The sequence below is a fragment of the Microbulbifer sp. A4B17 genome (assembly GCF_003076275.1).
Classification (GTDB): domain Bacteria; phylum Pseudomonadota; class Gammaproteobacteria; order Pseudomonadales; family Cellvibrionaceae; genus Microbulbifer.
On the sequence record NZ_CP029064.1, the window covers coordinates 3,330,415 to 3,347,971 of the forward strand.

13 protein-coding genes and 1 tRNA gene are annotated in these 17,557 nt (G+C 42.1%); 10 read left to right on the forward strand and 4 right to left on the reverse strand.

Annotated features, from left to right (window positions below; all coding sequences use genetic code 11):
* The first annotated feature begins 987 nt into the window (after positions 1–987).
* The 9 genes from BTJ40_RS14725 to BTJ40_RS14765 all read left to right on the forward strand — a co-directional run bounded on the left by BTJ40_RS14725 (position 988) and on the right by BTJ40_RS14765 (position 9,467).
* Positions 988–2,013 carry a hypothetical protein gene (locus BTJ40_RS14725; RefSeq protein WP_108733805.1) on the forward strand — a complete coding sequence of 342 codons (1,026 nt, stop codon included), beginning with the start codon at positions 988–990 and terminating at the stop codon, positions 2,011–2,013.
* A gap of 205 nt (positions 2,014–2,218) precedes the next feature.
* Positions 2,219–2,295 (forward strand) — tRNA-Arg (locus tag BTJ40_RS14730).
* Between the two features lie 197 nt (positions 2,296–2,492).
* Positions 2,493–3,473, forward strand: coding sequence for a right-handed parallel beta-helix repeat-containing protein (locus BTJ40_RS14735; RefSeq protein ID WP_238152014.1), 981 nt, complete (start codon positions 2,493–2,495; stop codon positions 3,471–3,473).
* Between the two features lie 162 nt (positions 3,474–3,635).
* Positions 3,636–3,911, forward strand: a complete 276-nt coding sequence (locus BTJ40_RS14740) for a hypothetical protein (RefSeq protein WP_157954095.1) — start codon at positions 3,636–3,638, stop codon at positions 3,909–3,911.
* Between the two features lie 65 nt (positions 3,912–3,976).
* A complete protein-coding gene (locus tag BTJ40_RS14745) occupies positions 3,977–4,453 on the forward strand; it encodes a hypothetical protein (protein WP_157954096.1) in 477 nt (158 codons plus the stop codon).
* 203 nt (positions 4,454–4,656) lie between these two features.
* Entirely contained in the window at positions 4,657–5,490 is an 834-nt protein-coding gene (locus BTJ40_RS14750) for a GyrI-like domain-containing protein (protein WP_238152015.1), read from the forward strand.
* Between the two features lie 555 nt (positions 5,491–6,045).
* Positions 6,046–7,206 carry a patatin-like phospholipase family protein gene (locus BTJ40_RS14755; RefSeq protein ID WP_108733810.1) on the forward strand — a complete coding sequence of 387 codons (1,161 nt, stop codon included), beginning with the start codon at positions 6,046–6,048 and terminating at the stop codon, positions 7,204–7,206.
* A gap of 733 nt (positions 7,207–7,939) precedes the next feature.
* Positions 7,940–8,539, forward strand: coding sequence for a hypothetical protein (locus BTJ40_RS14760; protein ID WP_108733811.1), 600 nt, complete (start codon positions 7,940–7,942; stop codon positions 8,537–8,539).
* A 253-nt stretch (positions 8,540–8,792) separates the two neighbouring features.
* Complete coding sequence (locus BTJ40_RS14765) at positions 8,793–9,467, forward strand: MOSC domain-containing protein (protein ID WP_238152016.1); 675 nt, start codon at positions 8,793–8,795, stop codon at positions 9,465–9,467.
* A gap of 112 nt (positions 9,468–9,579) precedes the next feature.
* Here BTJ40_RS14765 and BTJ40_RS14770 read toward each other — a convergent pair whose 3' ends face one another.
* From BTJ40_RS14770 to BTJ40_RS14790, 4 genes are all read right to left on the reverse strand, one after another.
* Complete coding sequence (locus tag BTJ40_RS14770) at positions 9,580–11,064, reverse strand: APC family permease (RefSeq protein WP_108733812.1); 1,485 nt, start codon at positions 11,062–11,064, stop codon at positions 9,580–9,582.
* A 629-nt stretch (positions 11,065–11,693) separates the two neighbouring features.
* On the reverse strand, positions 11,694–12,515 hold the full coding sequence (locus tag BTJ40_RS14780) for a serine hydrolase (protein WP_238152017.1): 822 nt from the start codon (positions 12,513–12,515) through the stop codon (positions 11,694–11,696).
* 276 nt (positions 12,516–12,791) lie between these two features.
* The gene (locus BTJ40_RS14785; RefSeq protein ID WP_108733815.1) at positions 12,792–13,898 is read right to left on the reverse strand and encodes a hypothetical protein; all 1,107 of its coding nucleotides are present in this window, start codon (positions 13,896–13,898) and stop codon (positions 12,792–12,794) included.
* A gap of 212 nt (positions 13,899–14,110) precedes the next feature.
* Entirely contained in the window at positions 14,111–14,815 is a 705-nt protein-coding gene (locus tag BTJ40_RS14790) for an alpha/beta hydrolase family protein (protein WP_108733816.1), read from the reverse strand.
* Positions 14,816–15,886: 1,071 nt separating this feature from the next.
* Here BTJ40_RS14790 and BTJ40_RS14795 point away from each other — a divergent pair.
* Positions 15,887–17,464: an NAD(P)/FAD-dependent oxidoreductase gene (locus BTJ40_RS14795; RefSeq protein WP_108733817.1), complete on the forward strand. Its 1,578-nt coding sequence runs from the start codon at positions 15,887–15,889 to the stop codon at positions 17,462–17,464.
* The last annotated feature ends 93 nt before the right edge of the window (positions 17,465–17,557 follow it).

A 17,557-nucleotide genomic window follows, 5' to 3' on the forward strand; every position in this document is an offset into this window, starting at 1 on the left:
CAGACACCACCAACACTTTCCCTGCACCGATTGACCTGATCAAGATGTCGCGATAAGGATGACTGCAAGGAGGTCACCTAAAGGGCTCCCGTGAGACAAGTGACAAAGTAAGTTGAGGTCAATCGACGCACACCCTACCGCCAGCGACTTCCGGCCTTTTTTGAGCACCACCTCTTCAGCATTCAGCTACAACTGTCTTTAGTATCACTTACGCCCCCAAAAACATTTCCACTCGTGATTATTTGCATCTGTCGATATCAATCAAAATCTAAATAACCCAATGTAAGAGAGAGAGTAACTTATGAGATCGCAGATCTTAATCGCTGCCATTGTACTTACCACTGGTAGTATTTCGGCGCTGGCAAACAATAACACTTGGGTTTAACCCGGAATGGTGCAGGCAATACTGCAATTTTTCAAAGTGGCACACTGATTACAGCAAACACTTTTCAGAGTGGAATCCCCCAGACAACCACTATTAGGCAGGTTGACACAGGTAATTCAGACACCTTTAACCTTTAGTGAAACCAGTACCGCATGGTTATGCTCTTCAAACACTCGGGAGAATTTAAAAAAACTCCCCCAAAGTTATTATTCACTTCCTATTGCTTGAGCATATAAAACCTTAGCTTCTACACTTTATTACTATTATTTTCCAACTTAATTCCCATAGTAAATCAATTCAAAATCTACAACACTTTTAGTGAATCATTTGACCTCATCAGGAAACTGCAATAATGATGACTATCCAGGAACACCTGTAGATACCTCGTTAGATAATTGTCAGAATAATCATGAAATATAGTCATTTGCAATCTATTAGTATCCAGATCGAACTTGCAGCTGAACAGCTCCTAAATATCCAGCCTCAATTCTGACATTATCATTCATACAGAATCTCTCTTTTCTTGGTAACAAGACTGAATATGCCCACCCTGCTGATGTCAATCAAATTACTGTTGTCACTTATACCCAAGAGATCGCATTATGAGAGCACATTTTTTTGTTACGGCAGTTGCACTTACTACTTTCAGTGTGCATGTACTGGCAAACAACAATACTTCCATTGTTCTGCAGACCGGTATGGGCAATATGGCTATGACCGATCAATCTGACTTCAGCACCCAAGACAGCACCATTCTACAAGTGCAAAATGGCACTAATAATTTCTCTGGCGCAACTCAATTTGGAACTACCCTAAACAGCACCATCAACCATACACAAATAGGTAGTGCCCATAGCAGCCTTGATTTGGAACAAGAGAATGCAACCTCTTCCAGCATTACTATTTTACAGAGTGGGAACGGACACTTGCTCGCAGACTTTCAGATCGACACCATAGGAACTACATTATTACAGACTCAAATTGGAACTAATAATGGTGTTTCCGGAACCCAGATCCGTTCGACCAACGACCAAGCAACCTTACTACAGCAGGGCGATTCCAACCTTTCTTCTCAAACTCAAATAGATAGTGAAAATAACATTATTAATATTACTCAGAATGGCAATACTAATAGTGCGCCATCCATACAGATTGAAAGCTCCCTTGGCACCATTTTGATAGACCAGACCGGAGATCAAAATGAAAGTGGGATATCTCACAACTTAAGCACTTCCGACTTTGCTAGCTCTACACAATTTGGCACAGCAAATATGATAAGCCTTGGTCAAGGTGGGGGTAGCAACAACCTTGCCACTGTTGACCAGGTTGGCGAGCAGAATTCTATTCAGGCTAATCAATTTAGCACTTCCTTCACGCAGTTAATTGTTGACCAGCAAAGAATGCTAAATACACAAATTATCTTTCAGACGGGTTCATTAATCAGCTCATTAACCATCCAAAGCGGTATGGAAAATTCTGTAGTATCTAATCAGAATGGTATGAACCAGACTTTAACATCCCTTCAAAATGGAACCCTGAACAGCCTCACAGCCAACCAGAGTGGGGCCTCACAACTTGCCAATGTAACCCGGCTGGGGACAAGCAATAGAGGAACGATCAATCAATAGTCACCATATCACCTCTCAAGCCTCTCGTAATCTTTAGGAAGCTCTACACACGGGCTTCCTACCTATGCTCCCTAAGCCGAGCCCCTTTGGAAGACAGCAAAAACAGGCAAACAGATCTTACAGTCGCCAAACAACAAAAAAGCACCGTAGATGAAGAAAGTGCTTGACTCTGACTATGCTTATCTATATTGTGCGCCTCCTCGACGCGCTCGTAGCTCAGCTGGATAGAGTACCTGGCTACGAACCAGGCGGTCGGAGGTTCGAATCCTCCCGAGCGCGCCACTTTCAAGGGGCTTACGTTTTTTGACGTGAGCCCCTTTTTTATTTCGGCAAAAAGCTCTTCCCAAAAAGACTCCCTGACTTCAGTCTCATATAACCACATTGCCGCTCGGCAAAGTAGATTTTTGGACAACCCCAATACCAATACGCAGCTACGCTTTGAATTGTGGAAACATGGAAAGTTTGCCTGGGTAATTCCTATGGGTATCACCAATCAAGACATATACAAACAGTTGGCATTGGTCCTGGCGCTAAGCGCATCCACAGAAGTCCTGGCGGTGGAGTGCGGTGACACAATATCCAAGCCCACCACTTTAACCCAGGACCTCAGCTGCGAGTTGAGCACTGCGAATCCAGTTGCGCTCACGATTGTTGGCCCGTTAGGCAGCTTGAATATGGCAGGATTTGAACTTGGCTGCGTATCCCTTGACCCCACGCAGACGGAATTCTATGCAGTAGAGTTTCAGGGGACCTCTGCAATACTAAGTAACGGCCAATTGACCAACTGCACAAACGGAATCATCACTTCTAGTTCCGGCTTTCACTCTATATCTAATATCGTAATAGATAACGCTCAGAGAAATGCTATTTTGCTTTTTGGCGATGGTAACACCATCATCAATGTCGATATTACAGGCCCAGCGACCTCTACAATATTTGACGGTATTGAAGTTTTTGGCGATTACAACGTGATTAGCCGCAGCTCGGTACTGGGTGGCGGGGATGAAGGGATTGAAATCCTGGGAGACTACAACAATATATCATTTACTACCGTCTCAGGATTTAGTGAAGATGGCTTCGAAGTTGACGGCAACTTCACCTTCATATCCAACAGTATTATTGAAAATAATGTTGAGACTGGAGCTATATTAAACGGTAACTTTACCCACATGTCTCAAAACAGTGTGACGGGAAATGGGCAGGCTGGTATTAACCTGAGTGGAGCTTCGAACAGCACAATTGCAGACAACATCGTGGCAAATAATGGACTCTTAGCGCTATCGGACAATGGCGGTATCATCGTTACCGATCCGGACAGTATGGACAATCGGATTATCGGCAATACACTAACCGGAAACCAACAGTTCGATCTCGCTGACCCCTTTGACCCAACCTGTAGCGGGACGAACCTCTGGAAAGGCAACCAGTTCACAACTTCAAATCCAACGTGCTTGGAGTAGCAACACAGTCTAGCCTCATTGGAGCCACTAACTAAGATCTAAACTGACATAAACAAGACAAAAGTACCAAAAACCGTTGAACAAAGATAAACCAAGTTGAATCGAGAGTCTCAATAGTTAAAAATGCATGAGGATCTGTCAAAAATAGAAGTAAGGGACTACATGACTGATATCCTCAAAGATATACTCGCGTTTGTGCAGGATATGGGGCTGAAGAACGGCCTCTTTGTCATATTTTTCATCTTTGCGCATTATCTGCTTTTTTGGATGTACAGCGGACGTCTGAAAGACCGTCAAGTTGAAATTGATCGGCTTGCAGCAGATAATAAGGAATATAGAGACAGGTTTTTGAAGCTTATGGATAATGCCTTCTCTTATTCTCCACCCACTAGAAAAGCGACACCGAAAAAGCCGGTTAATGAAAAGGAGTTTGAGTAGTGCTTTACATATTGCCAGCAATTGCTCTTTTCTTCATTTCCATACAGATATATCGGCTTTTAGAGATGAAAAAGCATGATCAGCACTTATATGAGTTTTGTCAGCTTCGGAGAGATACGATCAGCTATCTCTCCAATTCGTATGACAACCTATCAAGAACTGATTATATTGCCTTAAGAAAGATTAATGATGCCCTTAGCACTATTATTGCTGGTTATAAAGAGCACCGGACAGTCGTATTTAACCTGAGACTATTTTCTGAATATGTTAATGAACTAAAAGCCTTTGAGAAGAAGGCAGAAAAAATATCAACTAACAATAAAGATATACAAGACCTACTAAATAGAATTCACCAATCTACCTTTAAAGCATTTCTGGCATTTACACCCTACTTAAAGTCAGAGCTGGCGTTCTCAGTGGTAATGAAGCTTATCTCACTTGGAGTAAATGCCGGTGTCAATTCCATGAAAGTGCACTTACGAAACCTCAAGGAAGCGAAATCAATGCTCAACACATTTAAGAGGCTCTCCTCTCCCTGCTAGACGCCTATCCAAGTATCATCAAACATTAATAGAGGCTGTATTCCCTCTGGTATTTAGTGCCGCCACTCCCTATACCCTACTTTAACTTGATCACCTCAAATACAGCAACTTTGGTCAAGTTCACTCCCTCCTCTAGGTGTACTATTAGCAAATGCACATAGAGGCAGTACAGTGCCAATCAAAGAAAACAGTTCATCAAGATATTGAGTTATATCGAATCTAATCTTGATGACGATCTCGATACAAGTACTCTTTGCCAGGTCGCAAACCTGTCCAAGTATCAATTTCATCGTCAATGCTCACTATTTTTTGGCCTACCCGTTATGAACCTGGTACGAATCCTAAGACTAAAACGAGCTGTACACCAACTTGTCTATCGAGATAATCTCCAGATATTAGAGATCGCACTGAGCAATGGCTTTGAAAGCCATGAAGATTTTTCACCATCATTCAAGAAATACTTTGGATTAACCCCATCAAACTTCAGGCAAAATCCAGATTGGGGAAAATGGCACTCTAACTACCGGAAAGTAAAGGAGCTTAGAGATAATACCATGACAACGAGGACAGACCTCCAAGTGACCCTTAAGGAGTTTCACAGGACAACAATTACTGTCCCGGAGCATCGCGGGTGCCCATCTCGAATAGGTTCCAGTATCAAGCGATTTATCAACTGGCGAAAGCGGATCGAGCTCTCCCCACCAGAAAGTAGAACATTCAACATTATTTACAATGATCCAGAATCTGTGCCCCCTGATCAATACAAAATGGACATAGGCTGTATTATTGATCCCTCCATCGAAATTGAAGATAAAGAGATCAAAAAGAAAATGATCCCCCAAGGAGCTTGTGCAGTGATAAGGCACCTGGGTAGTGATGACTACCTGGGCAGCGCGGTTAATTTTCTGTACCAAGAGTGGCTGGAAATATCTGGCTATACCCTCAGAGACTTCCCACTATTCTTCGAACGCATTAAGTTTTTTCCTGATTCCTATGAGAGCAAGGCTATCACAGACGTTTACCTTCCCATTGAATAGCTGCACATTGAATATGCAACACTTGATTAATGCCTGATGGGCTCAAACAGGTAATATTCTTGACTTTATATTCAAGAAATTAAACCGGCCAAAATGCTGAAAATACTGGCCTGACAGTCAATATAAATTGACTAAAAAAACAATTAGTTGATACAACCAGGCTTATAATTTTATACGGCTTAATTTTTATAAATTAGGATACTGTAACTTACCTTTACTTCCTTTGGATGGGTAACACGCAACATCCCTCCTAGAGGATTTAAGGCCAATTGGTCAAACTTCGATATCTCTACAATTTTAGAATATTCGATATACGATAAAATCATTAATTAAAAACCAAAAATGAGTCACCGAAATATAAGAACTACACTTCCATACTATTTAAAAATCAAGATGAAAAAAACATCCTAGGGGAGCGAAAATTATTAACAAAAATTATGTATTCTCATTTTCGCTGAATCTATCCTCAAAACCACCTACCCATCCATCGACCGGAAAACATCTCAGGCGTGATGTCTATATCTGTGCAAGGTAATTGCGATCATAGGTGTAGACATGATTCTCGAATATATCATCATCGTTTCCATATTAGTTACCATGACTATCATTACTTATGCCTATCTGTATAACTACTTCCTGACAGTAAGTATGACTTTTGATAAGTCCCCAGTAGACGATGCGAAAGCCACCGAACGCGATAATATAGATGAGAAAGATACGATTAATATCCTTGTAGTCGACGGTGGTGGTATTAGGGGCTTGATTCCCCTCTACGTCATCAAACATCTGGAAAAGCAACTCGGCCAGCCCATTGACAAATTTTTCGATGTGTTCAGTGGTGTATCAACAGGTGCTGTGATTGTAACAGCCTTGAATGTTCCATCCAGCCATATTTTGAAAAGTCACGGCGTTATCAATTCAAAAGCAGACTTGCTTATTGACCTCTACAAATCCGAGAGTGACTATCTATTTTCCACTCCTTGGTATCACAAGCTTTTAACTGGATGCGGCCTTTTTTCTCCTAAGTACCTTGGGCATAGACTGCATTCTGTCATGGAGAAACACTTCTCTCGAGAGCTTAACTTCACTGATCTGAAGAAATACGTGATTATTCCTTCTCTCAACATGCATACCGGTGAACTACACCTCTTTAAAAACCGTGGTGAAGATGTCAATGAACTTCCGACTAACAGCCTCTACCAGTTAGTTACGGCCGCTGTTAGCGGGGTTACCTTATTCCCGCCAGTAGACTTTATGGCACAAGGTAAAGGTGAGCGCAGTGGATACTTTGTTGATGCTGGTATCTCAGCGAATAATCCCGCCAGTATTGCCTTGCTGGATATCATTAGAGAGTATCCGGATAAGAACTACTATGTACTTATTCTTGGTTCAGGAACCCCACCTCTGGAAAGTTCAAGGACTAGCTATAAAAAATTGAAAAACTGGGGAAAGCTCCGTTGGGCCTCAGATGCCATCAAAAGTGTTCAGCGATCAATGGACAGTCAGCAATTGAATACTCTTGAAATCGCTAAATTAGTTGGTGGAGATGTAAAGGTTACATATAACTACTTGAATGTAGAGGTTTCCGATCCACATATTGGACTATTCGAGTACAAGGAAATTAATGATCTGCAAATTCACTCCGACAGACTTATTAAGAAAAATGAGGACGCGATTAAGCAAGTTATTGATCATCTTTGTACAGCACAAGCATAATTAAACCTGGCTGATATTGTAATTACTGGGTAACGGGAAGAGTCGCCCAATAATTACAATATTTACACCCTTCATTTTTCTCGCCTCACAAAATAGATAACCTCAACTATAACTGAACACCACCAGATTTATTCACAGTTTGATATTCCAAAAAAATATACCTAATCTTCGTACTTCGAGAAAAAGCACATTACCGTTTAAAAATATTTTTGCTTATCCTCCTTGTATGCAGACTAAAAGCCCTTTCTTGATAACGATATCCATACTTGCAGTTACAGCAACCGCTTGGGCTAAAGGAGGTGAGCTACATGAGCGGGAGGCCAGAAACCGCTGCATAAAAACTTGCAAACAAGCCTATTACGACTGTATTAGCGATAATCAAAACCAAGACTGGTGTGTAGAAAAGAAAATTCACTGCGACAATATTTGCTATGAATATGAAGAAGATCGGTGGCGTTGGTATAGAGACAAGTCATCCCGCCATTGAAACTTACCCTGATGCAAAGTAAGTCCGGCTTCAATAATTGATTACAGACAATATCCAGATAACCTAAAGGTAAAAGCAGACTATGCCTTCACAGGTCACCCGAGTACACAACAAAATACTTTAAGTTACAGCCCCTTAAATCTGTAATCCATTGACATTGATCAATTGAACAGCCTGATTTAACGTTACTCTAGTGCCGACTAACCGGTCACATACTTGATAAATTTCCAATAAGGAGTAAACCCCATGGCCGTTCGACTGGGAGGTAACTATGCACAATACCGTTTTCGACCTGAGTGTACCTGGGTAACTGGTAACAACGCAGGAGTGCTGAGATCTGATGGGTATGGCTCTTGTGTGGGACTGGTGCTTTACAGTGGTGCTCCCAGAAGAATTGGGGTAGTAGCCCACTTTTCGGGATCAATGCAAGCTCCTCAGGTAAGGGCTGACGCTCTCGAGATCATGGCCGCAGTTTGTCCTATTGCACCAGGTCGTAATTGGAGAGGCTGGGTATTCGGTGGTGTCTCGCTCAATGGCAGCTCATCTTTCCAGACCTTGAGCAGCAATGGCTCAAGCTTCCACCGTACAAAAACCCTAATCGACCAGGTACGTGCCGTCCTAAATTTTAATCGAATGTTTGATGTTAATTACAATATTCCAGGTCCTGAAAAATATACTCTCAGCACACAGGGCGTACTCCGGGAAATGTACTTACAACCAGGTAACAATTATATTGGCCACCAGGGTGTAAATCTCAACCTGGCTAATGGAAGGGTAACCTGGGATGATGGCGATCATAGCACCAAGAACTCTAATAGTAAAAAATTGATTAACTCCATGATTTAGGTCGTACCACTGTGAATTTGTGCAACGCTCTTACTGTATTAAATTCGGGGCGTTGCTTCATAGTCAACTTTAGAAGCTATGAATTCCTGCTTAACCAGAAGGCTGCTTCTATTAGAACATCTTACCGATTCTTATATCTCCTGTAATTACTCCCAGCAACTACATCAGATGATTATTGGTTGCAGTTACTTTTTAGAAACCTGGCTTGGTATCTAACCCACCCCAGGTTTGCTATCATGTTTTCTAAAGCGTAATGCAGAAAATAAATAACTCATTTATGAAGCTAGTTTCCATAAACGTATCCAAGAAACAAATAGCCGAGTACAAAGGAAAGCCTGTCTCAACGGGTATCTTTAAAAAGCCTTTACAGGGGAAAGTTTATGTAGGCAAAAGAAATATTAATGGGGATGAACAGGCAGACCTAAAGCATCATGGCGGCATAGATATGGCCGTATACGCTTTCTCCTATGACCACTACCCTTACTGGGAAAAGCTTTTAGGCAGAAATGATCTCAAATATGGCATCTTTGGTGAAAACCTGACAGTGAAAGGCCTAGTAGAAGAGAAAACTTTTATTGGCGATCAATTCCGAATAGGTAGCAGTATTTTAGAGGTCAGCCAGCCCAGAATTCCCTGCTTCAAACTCGCTATGGCTCTTGATGACGATTCTGCCCCAAAGCTGTTTACGAGTAGTTTCAATACCGGCGTATATTTCAGAGTTATTGAAGAGGGACACATTACAAAGGATGATTTATTCAAAAAAATCATGCAACCTCCCAACTCTGTCAGCGTTCGTTCCCTATTTCGGGCCATGTACGATAAAGCATATATTGAAGCGGGACAGGTACTTGAAGTGGCAAGCCAGTTAACAACTCTTTCGCAAGAGTGGAGAGAGAAAGCTAAGAGTCGACTTATAAGGCTCAAGTAAAAAAACAAAACAGTATAAGCGAAGAAAAAATATCATACAGGGAAACTTATCAGCCTATAATAACTTTTCACTAAAAAGCTTTTTCCCTATAAGGAACCCAACAACCGTAATCTTACCCTTCATTATAAATTTTACAAAATCTCACAAACCAGCGAGATGATATCAACAAATAAAATACAGCAGATAAAACCATAATTAACCATGTATAAGGAACAAAATATAAAAGCCACAAATAGACAATAAATGGCAATACTAGTACAGCCAGCTTTTTCAGGCCGATACTGGAGATATGTAAAGTTGCATATATACAAATTAAAAAAGTGAGAGATGCGCAAACCAGAAGCAGTGAGGATGGTGTAATAGTGATCATTAAGACGCCCAGCAGGACAAAAACTACTACGCCAAAGTAACGAGAGTCCGGTTCAAGGGCCCCCATACTGATTGGGGCAGCCATATAGCCAACAATGTGATAACCGGTAACAATTACCATAAGGGCAGCCCAGCTATCAGCATTAGCAAGAACAATCGCTGCAATAATCCAATTAGTGAGAATGGATCGCCTGGACAAATTATGAATTGGGTCCAAAACTGCTAACCAGCGCGGCATCTGTCCAACGGATGCCATCGCAAATAATATCCTCGACGAAGCCCCCAAGTACGTAAAACCGGATGCCGAAGGACTAATGACACTATCAGCGAGTAAGACCATTCCAAGGAAATGAAGACCCAGGATAGTAGCGAGGTCCAACAGAGGGGAGTCAAAGTTTATTCCCTGCCAGCCGCCATTTTTTACCAACAGTTCATTGGGGACTGCTGCCATAAAAGCATACTGCAGCGCCAGATAGACCAGCGTCATAATAGCTATCGAAAAAGTAACTGCCAGAGGAATGTTACGCTTTGGATTCCTCACTTCGCTGGCAAAGGCAACACTAATCTGAAAACCATTGAACGAATAAATTAGCCCCGCACCTATGATAGCGGAGAAAGCGCTGCCAAACCCAAACTCCTGATTCGAGTCAACCGAAAAATTAGATGTACCGCTATCACCACTAAAAACTACAATAAGTAACACCGTTATAGCAAATGTCGGTGTGAAAATTTTTAATATAGTAATAACGTTATTTATTTTTGCTAACAGTTGAATCCCATAAAAGTTGATAATCAGATAGACAGCCAAAATGCTTAGGGCCAGTACTTTTCCCCATAGTGTTAGCGTATGATCATCGATTAATACGGTAGATCCAATCGCTGATGAGAGATATTGGGTAGTAGCTTGCGCTTCTGTTGCGACCACCATCAAAGTGCCAAACCAATTGGCAAAAGCGAAAGGCATGCCGAAGATACTATTGTGGGAAAGAGCGCTGGATTGGGCCAAAGCTCCGCGAACAGGGTAATAAGCCACCACCCGAGCAAGGCACAAACCTACCATCAAGACTAAAAGAGCTGCAAGTATCCAGGCGGCAAAAGCCCAGTTCCCCGCATAATTTGCCGTTAACTGGGCGCTGAACAGCCAGCCCGACCCAATCATACAGGTCGCACTAAGCAGTGTTGCACTAATCAGGGAAACATGTGTTTTGCCGCCCTTGGCGTAATCCATATTTACCGTTTTCTCGGATGTAACGCAGGCGTAGCCAAAAGTTACTCTTATAATTCCTGCTTGTAACTTTTATAGTTTAGACATCACAATCCATTTAGCCCAGACATTGGCCATCAGCTCCTGATCTAATTCTTAGTCACATCTGCGCCTCCGAAATAGGAAACAACCAAGTAATTCAGATATCTTACGATATTGGGCAGCGTATTTTATCCCGCTAAACAAACCACCCATATTCCTCCCTCTGTATCCGAACCTGACATAATTTCGAGACCATCAAGGAAGAGAGACAAATGTATGCGCCAAAAACTAAATCCTGCCATTAGGTGGCGTAAGCTAACCTGAAAACCTATTACATTGGGTGCCATCAATAAAACTTTTAAGAACAGATGCCATACGTCCACGTATCTTCCAAAACCTCTCAGGGACATAGTTAGTAGCAAATGCAATTGAGGCCTCGCATTCAGGGACAACCAGAAGATAAGAGGTAGCTGCATTATCAGTTACCCCACCATGATGGAGTGCTATCCAAGGTTCCTTAACATCACCTAATTGAACCCTTCCTACTCGCCAACCTAGAGAGTACTTCTCTTTATTAACCTCGCCATTCCTTAGTTTTACTGGAGTCATAATCAAATTGAGTGACTTACCTGAAGGTATCCAATACCATAAGTAGATCGAGCCATTTTCACCAAATCAGTAGGAGTTGAGATAAAGCCACCTCCACCAAACAGGAAGCTTCTATCTCGCTTGGTTGTAGATCTCATATACAGACCGTTATCATTCCTTGTTGTAAAGTAGCTTGCCTCATTCTCTTTTCCTGCAGCCGAGGTATCTAACTCCGTCGCTGACATATCTAATTTATCCCAGAGATCGGAGCGCAAATACTCTACATATGCGTGCCCAGAAGCTTTCTTAACAACGGCAGATAACAAGATATATCCATTTGATGAATAGTGATACTCAGTCCCAGATTCAAACAACAAGGAATGAGTATCAAATACGTAGAATGCATCAAGTGGGCTTTTGTGATCTCTTACATTAGTAAACTCCGCAAGGTCTCTCTCTGGTGTATCATGTGGGACCCCAGCAATATGTGCAGCGAGTTCAGCCACACTAAATAAAGCAGTGTATTCAGCTTTCTCGACATAGGTACTTACAGGAGCTTGTATTGTCACTTTTCCCGAATCAACCAACCTGGCAATAGCCAGGCCTGTCATGGGTTTAGCCAGACTGCCAATCGAGTATTGTGTGTGGCTATTTGCCGGTCTATTTTGACCGATATCTGCCAAACCGTTGGCTTCAGAAAAGACCACTTCATTCTTGATCCCTACTGCAACCGATAAAGATGGCAGACCATACTCCTCTTTAACATCCTCCATTACTTGTAAAACTGAGGCATGTTTAGCCTCTTTAGCAAAAACACTGTGGCAAGTGATCATAGCAATAGCCACTAACTCCCACTGCAGACACTTATTTACTAACATCGTTATATCTCAACATTCAATCAATACACACTTCACTAAATTTATAAGAGAAAGTACTACTCACTCCAGTAAGATCCGCACTATATACTTGCAATAAGTATAAGGTATATGCTGGAATACGATTGGTTAGATGCAACTAATCCTAATTTTGGATGCACAATATTATTTTTTATATCCTCAAGCTCCAATACTCTAAGCAAGAGTTGACTATCTAAACAGTCACTACTCTCTTAGTTACTGAATCTACTTTTTTTTACACTCACGGTAAGTTCCAAAATTGAACGGCCCAGGCACAAGTACAGGTTCACAAAAAACACCATCCTCCTTAAACCAATAAGGCGTCCCTGCTACAATTTTTGTATCAATAGATGGTTGATACTTCAATCCACCATCAATACTCAAGGATTCAGGAGAAGGATTAACTGGGAGCGAATTAAAGAAAACATCAGCTTCTCCGTCCCTAATAGCCTCATAACATTCTTTAATATCGAATTCTCGTTTTGTTAAAACGACATTCCCAGAAAAGTAACGGTTGACTGTCTGGGTTGAAAGATTTCCCGTGCAGATCTTTATTTCCGGGTTCTCAATTAAATCATCTATAGATCGAACTGTAAAAGGTGATCCAATGGGTAAATGGATATACTGACCAGAGCTAATTACTGTACAGGTTTCCCGCCTCCCCTTCAGTCGGCGTAACCCTTCAGATTCGCCGCCTTTTGCATTGATCTGGTCTATAAAATCAACCGTAACACCTGGCATGCTTACAAATTCAAATAGCTCATAACTTTCACTAAATGGGTTTAGATTGGTACCAAAAATCCCATCCTGCAGTGCTGAAGTTGTATTGAACGGGAATGGGATTTCAATTGAAAAAATTTCAATGGGTTCGACATTATAATGTACCGAAATTTCCAGCAAAATAGCTTCAAGCAGATTACCAAGTATATTGGAACCACCCATACCACTATTGAACCAGTCTGATGTATTCCTTCCAGAACTAATATACCAAGGGGCTCCACCAACATAACCGCGACGAATCTGGCCGGACTTAAGGATTTGGGCAAACCTACCTCTTGGCTTAGCTGGAAATGGCGTTACCTCCGGATTCGGCAGGCAATCTGCTTGATTCACTATGTATTCCTTTGCATCAACGACACCTGAAACAGGCTCATCGAATCCAAGTATTATTTCCCTGTATTTACCACTCTCAACTACCCTAACCCATGCAGCATCAAATGCATCCACCAGCTGATCATAGCCAGAATTCTTATATCTCTGATCAGCTTTAACTTGACTAATAGATAGTAATGCAACTATAAAAACAGACTTTACTAAAGTAATTTTTTTCATATCTACCCCATTAAACTTTTCTTTAAGAAATTATTATTGAGTTGACTTATCAAGTTTAAAGCAAACTTTACATCGCCAATATCTCAAATACTCTATAGGGAAACACAACCAAGGATTCAATAATCAACAAAAAGACGACAACTACTATCACCAACCTCCGAAGGCTCTATTACGAAGAGCCAGGAAAGCTCACTTGAAGGAATATAAAATGATCATATTAAAGAAATTAAAATTTTCGCCAAATCCTTAGGCATATCTATCATCACATCATGTCCACATGGTAAAGAAAATACCCGCCAACTCTTTTCCTCATGAAAGCACTTAAAAAATGGCTTCCCAATACCGGGGCTCCAACCAGTAGCGTAAATATATATGTATCGATGAATCAACTTCCAATTATCTTTCAATGAAACTGGCTGTTCAAAGCTTCTAAATGGATGATCAACACATCGTCTATCCACCCATGTTTGATTTTCAATACTGACCCCAAACGCCTCTGCCGACCCCGGTGGTACTCGACTCCCACCCTCACCTTGAGCGCTTTTTCGTAATCCAGTTGCAATCTTTGTAGGTAATAGGTCTAGCGCACTCTGGCCATTAGCTGGCACTAAGGCATCAAGATAAACAAGTGAGTGGATCTGGTCTGGCACCTTATCTGCAACACCTGTAATCACCACTCCGCCATAACTATGGCCACACAAGATGATATCGCTGAGTTCTTCACAATAGATAACCCCCAGAACGTCTTGGATATGCGTATCCAGATCGATCTTTTCGTCAAATAAATGTGCCCTCTCCCCCAACCCTGTTAAGGTGGGAGTAAAAACCTCATGGCCAGCCCGTCGCAATACCGCTGCAACCCGCTTCCAGCACCAACCTCCCTGCCAGGCTCCGTGAACCAGAACAAATGTAGTCATATTGCTATCACCTATAAGCCAGACTCCTAATTGTATAAATTATCGCCTATTTTGATTTCCTCAAGTATATAAATTGGTAAACTGTTTCCACCAATGGGACCATTGACTTGGAGTTACAGCAACCAGGCCAATTATCCCAACCCCAAAAATTCCATTAAAAAGTGAGTCAAGCATGGGGGATTTACTCCCCCCCTTCAATTTAATGGGTCTTCTATTTTCCAATCCCATCATTATGGTACTGATGATACGTAATCCAACTGTTAAAGTAGGATAGTGACGCCAATATAGTTACTAACTACCAGCAACAGGCAAGTACAGACCTGATCATCACTTAGTCACCCCCTATCTTCACCACGGTATTGGATATCCTGGATACCGGATATCTACATCATAGAGTTGTTACAGCCTGCAGGAAGTGCAATATTTACGATGTAGATGAGAAATGCCAGGCCTGCTTGTCCACCCGCCCCAGCCCAAATAAAAACCATAAAAGGTCTTTTTCGAAGACGGCATAAACCAGATATGTTTCCAGATTGACACATACAAAATGAAAGAATATATAGCTACTTACAAGGAATGGTCAGCATAGTTCATGTTTCTAAGAGCGGCATAATGTTATTTTCCAGAGAGCGCTGGAATAAGCTGACGGTGATATGTTGAGGTATTTGCAGATTATACAACTTCAACTTCGAAAGTAAGGAATCGAACAGGAGCTTTTTCAGTAAAGAGTAAATTAATGCTTCAATATCTAGGTCCACTATATAGGATATTCGAGTTGTTCCATTATTATTGATGGGCTCTTATAAAAATAATCTCTCTAGAACACCCTCCCGTTTCATACTTAAAGTAAATAAACACTTAGTCCTTCTCCAAACATTATCTGTATAATTAAGTTTACCTACCCAATAACAACCAGCACAGGTATCTAACCTCACTTTAGCCTTATATTATGAAGTCCGCAGATACCATATAAGGCTATAAAATATACGATTAAACCATTTATAAACCCTTTATTTTTTGGTATTTTTTTGTAAATATCCATATTGATCCTTATCCACATAGAGAATAATAATGAAGGATTTTTTGATTATTGGTGGTGGCCATAACGGCCTGGTCTGTGCTTGCTATTTGGCAAAAGCTGGAAAGAAAGTAACGATCCTTGAACGCCGGTCTATCGTTGGTGGCGCTGCGGTTACTGAAGAGTTCCACCCCGGCTTCCGAAACTCCGTCGCAAGCTATACTGTGAGCCTGCTCAACCCGAAAATCATCGAAGAGCTTCACCTTCGTGAGCATGGCCTGGAAATCAAGTTACGACCACAATCTAACTTTTTCCCACTTTCCGGTAGTGAAAGCCTCTCCTTCCATAAGAATCTCGTAAATACACAAGCTGAAGTCGCCCGCTTTTCCGAAAGGGATGCAGCAACCTTGCCTGACTTTTATGCCATGCTGGAAACTGTAGCGGATATTTTACGCGAGGAGCTGCTGCGCTCTCCACCTAATGTGGGTGGTGGCTTAGTGGACCTGGTTCGCGCTGGCGGCTTTGGCTTAAGGGCTAAAAAGCTGAGTATGGCATCGCGCCGTGATGCATTGGATTTGTTCTCTAAGAGTGCTACCAACGTGCTGGATGCCTGGTTTGAAAATGATCATGTCAAAGCTGCTTTTGCCTTCGATTCTATTGTCGGCAACTATGCCTCTCCAAACACCCCCGGCTCCGCCTATGTATTATTACACCATGTATTTGGCGAAGTTAATGGCGAGAAAGGCGCTTGGGGCCATGCTATGGGCGGTATGGGTGCTATCACCCAAGCCATGCGTAAAGAGGCGGAGCATCTCGGGGTCACTATTCACACAGATGCAGAGGTTATAGAGATCTTGGTGGATAGCGGTCGTGCTAGCGGAGTGCAGCTCAGTGACGGGAGAACAATTGCCACTGACAAAGTAATTGCCAATATCGGCCCCAAACTACTCTATTCGCGAATGATAGATGAGCAACATCTAGAGCCGGAGTTCCGTCGCCGTGTACGTGGCTTCAGGGTGGGCTCCGGTACTTTCCGTATGAATGTGGCACTATCTGAACTGCCAGATTTCATCTGCAAACCAGGAACTCACTTACAGCCGCATCACCAGTCCGGAATAGTCATTGGCCCCACAATGAAATACCTGGAGCAAGCCTATGTGGATGCGACACAACGCGGCTGGTCAAAGAATCCCATTGTGGAGATATTGATTCCCTCCACCATCGACTCTTCTCTTGCCCCCGAAGGCCAACATGTCGCCAGCCTATTCTGTCAGCAATTTTCCCCAGAACTGCCAGAAAATAAGTGTTGGGACGACTATCGTGAGCAAGCAGCGCAAACCATCATTGAGACAGTCACCGACTATGCCCCCAATTTTCGTGACTCCATCATCGCCCAACAAATTCATTCGCCGTTAGATTTAGAGCGCAAGTTTGGCTTAATAGGGGGCGATATCTTTCATGGTGCTCTAGGACTGGACCAACTGTGGAGTAACCGCCCCTTTATGGGCTTTGCGGATTATCGTACACCGATTAAGGATTTATATCTTTGTGGTTCCGGTAGTCATCCAGGAGGTGGAGTAACTGGAGTGCCTGGGCATAATGCTGCAATGGAAATTCTGAGAGATAAATAAGACTAGCCGCTAAAATACAGGATCTTATTAACCCTATGCTCAGCTTTTTCTCACCTTCAGATAGAGGACCGAGATAAAAGTAGAACCGGAAGT

Coding starts and splice junctions, on each gene's coding strand:
- BTJ40_RS14725 (WP_108733805.1), top strand. CDS start 988: ATGAGAGCACATTTTTTTGTTACGGCAGTTGCACTTACTACTTTCAGT.
- BTJ40_RS14735 (WP_238152014.1), top strand. CDS start 2,493: ATGGGTATCACCAATCAAGACATATACAAACAGTTGGCATTGGTCCTG.
- BTJ40_RS14740 (WP_157954095.1), top strand. CDS start 3,636: ATGACTGATATCCTCAAAGATATACTCGCGTTTGTGCAGGATATGGGG.
- BTJ40_RS14745 (WP_157954096.1), top strand. CDS start 3,977: ATGAAAAAGCATGATCAGCACTTATATGAGTTTTGTCAGCTTCGGAGA.
- BTJ40_RS14755 (WP_108733810.1), top strand. CDS start 6,046: ATGATTCTCGAATATATCATCATCGTTTCCATATTAGTTACCATGACT.
- BTJ40_RS14760 (WP_108733811.1), top strand. CDS start 7,940: ATGGCCGTTCGACTGGGAGGTAACTATGCACAATACCGTTTTCGACCT.
- BTJ40_RS14765 (WP_238152016.1), top strand. CDS start 8,793: ATGCAGAAAATAAATAACTCATTTATGAAGCTAGTTTCCATAAACGTA.
- BTJ40_RS14770 (WP_108733812.1), bottom strand. CDS start 11,064: ATGGATTACGCCAAGGGCGGCAAAACACATGTTTCCCTGATTAGTGCA.
- BTJ40_RS14785 (WP_108733815.1), bottom strand. CDS start 13,898: ATGAAAAAAATTACTTTAGTAAAGTCTGTTTTTATAGTTGCATTACTA.
- BTJ40_RS14790 (WP_108733816.1), bottom strand. CDS start 14,815: ATGACTACATTTGTTCTGGTTCACGGAGCCTGGCAGGGAGGTTGGTGC.
- BTJ40_RS14795 (WP_108733817.1), top strand. CDS start 15,887: ATGAAGGATTTTTTGATTATTGGTGGTGGCCATAACGGCCTGGTCTGT.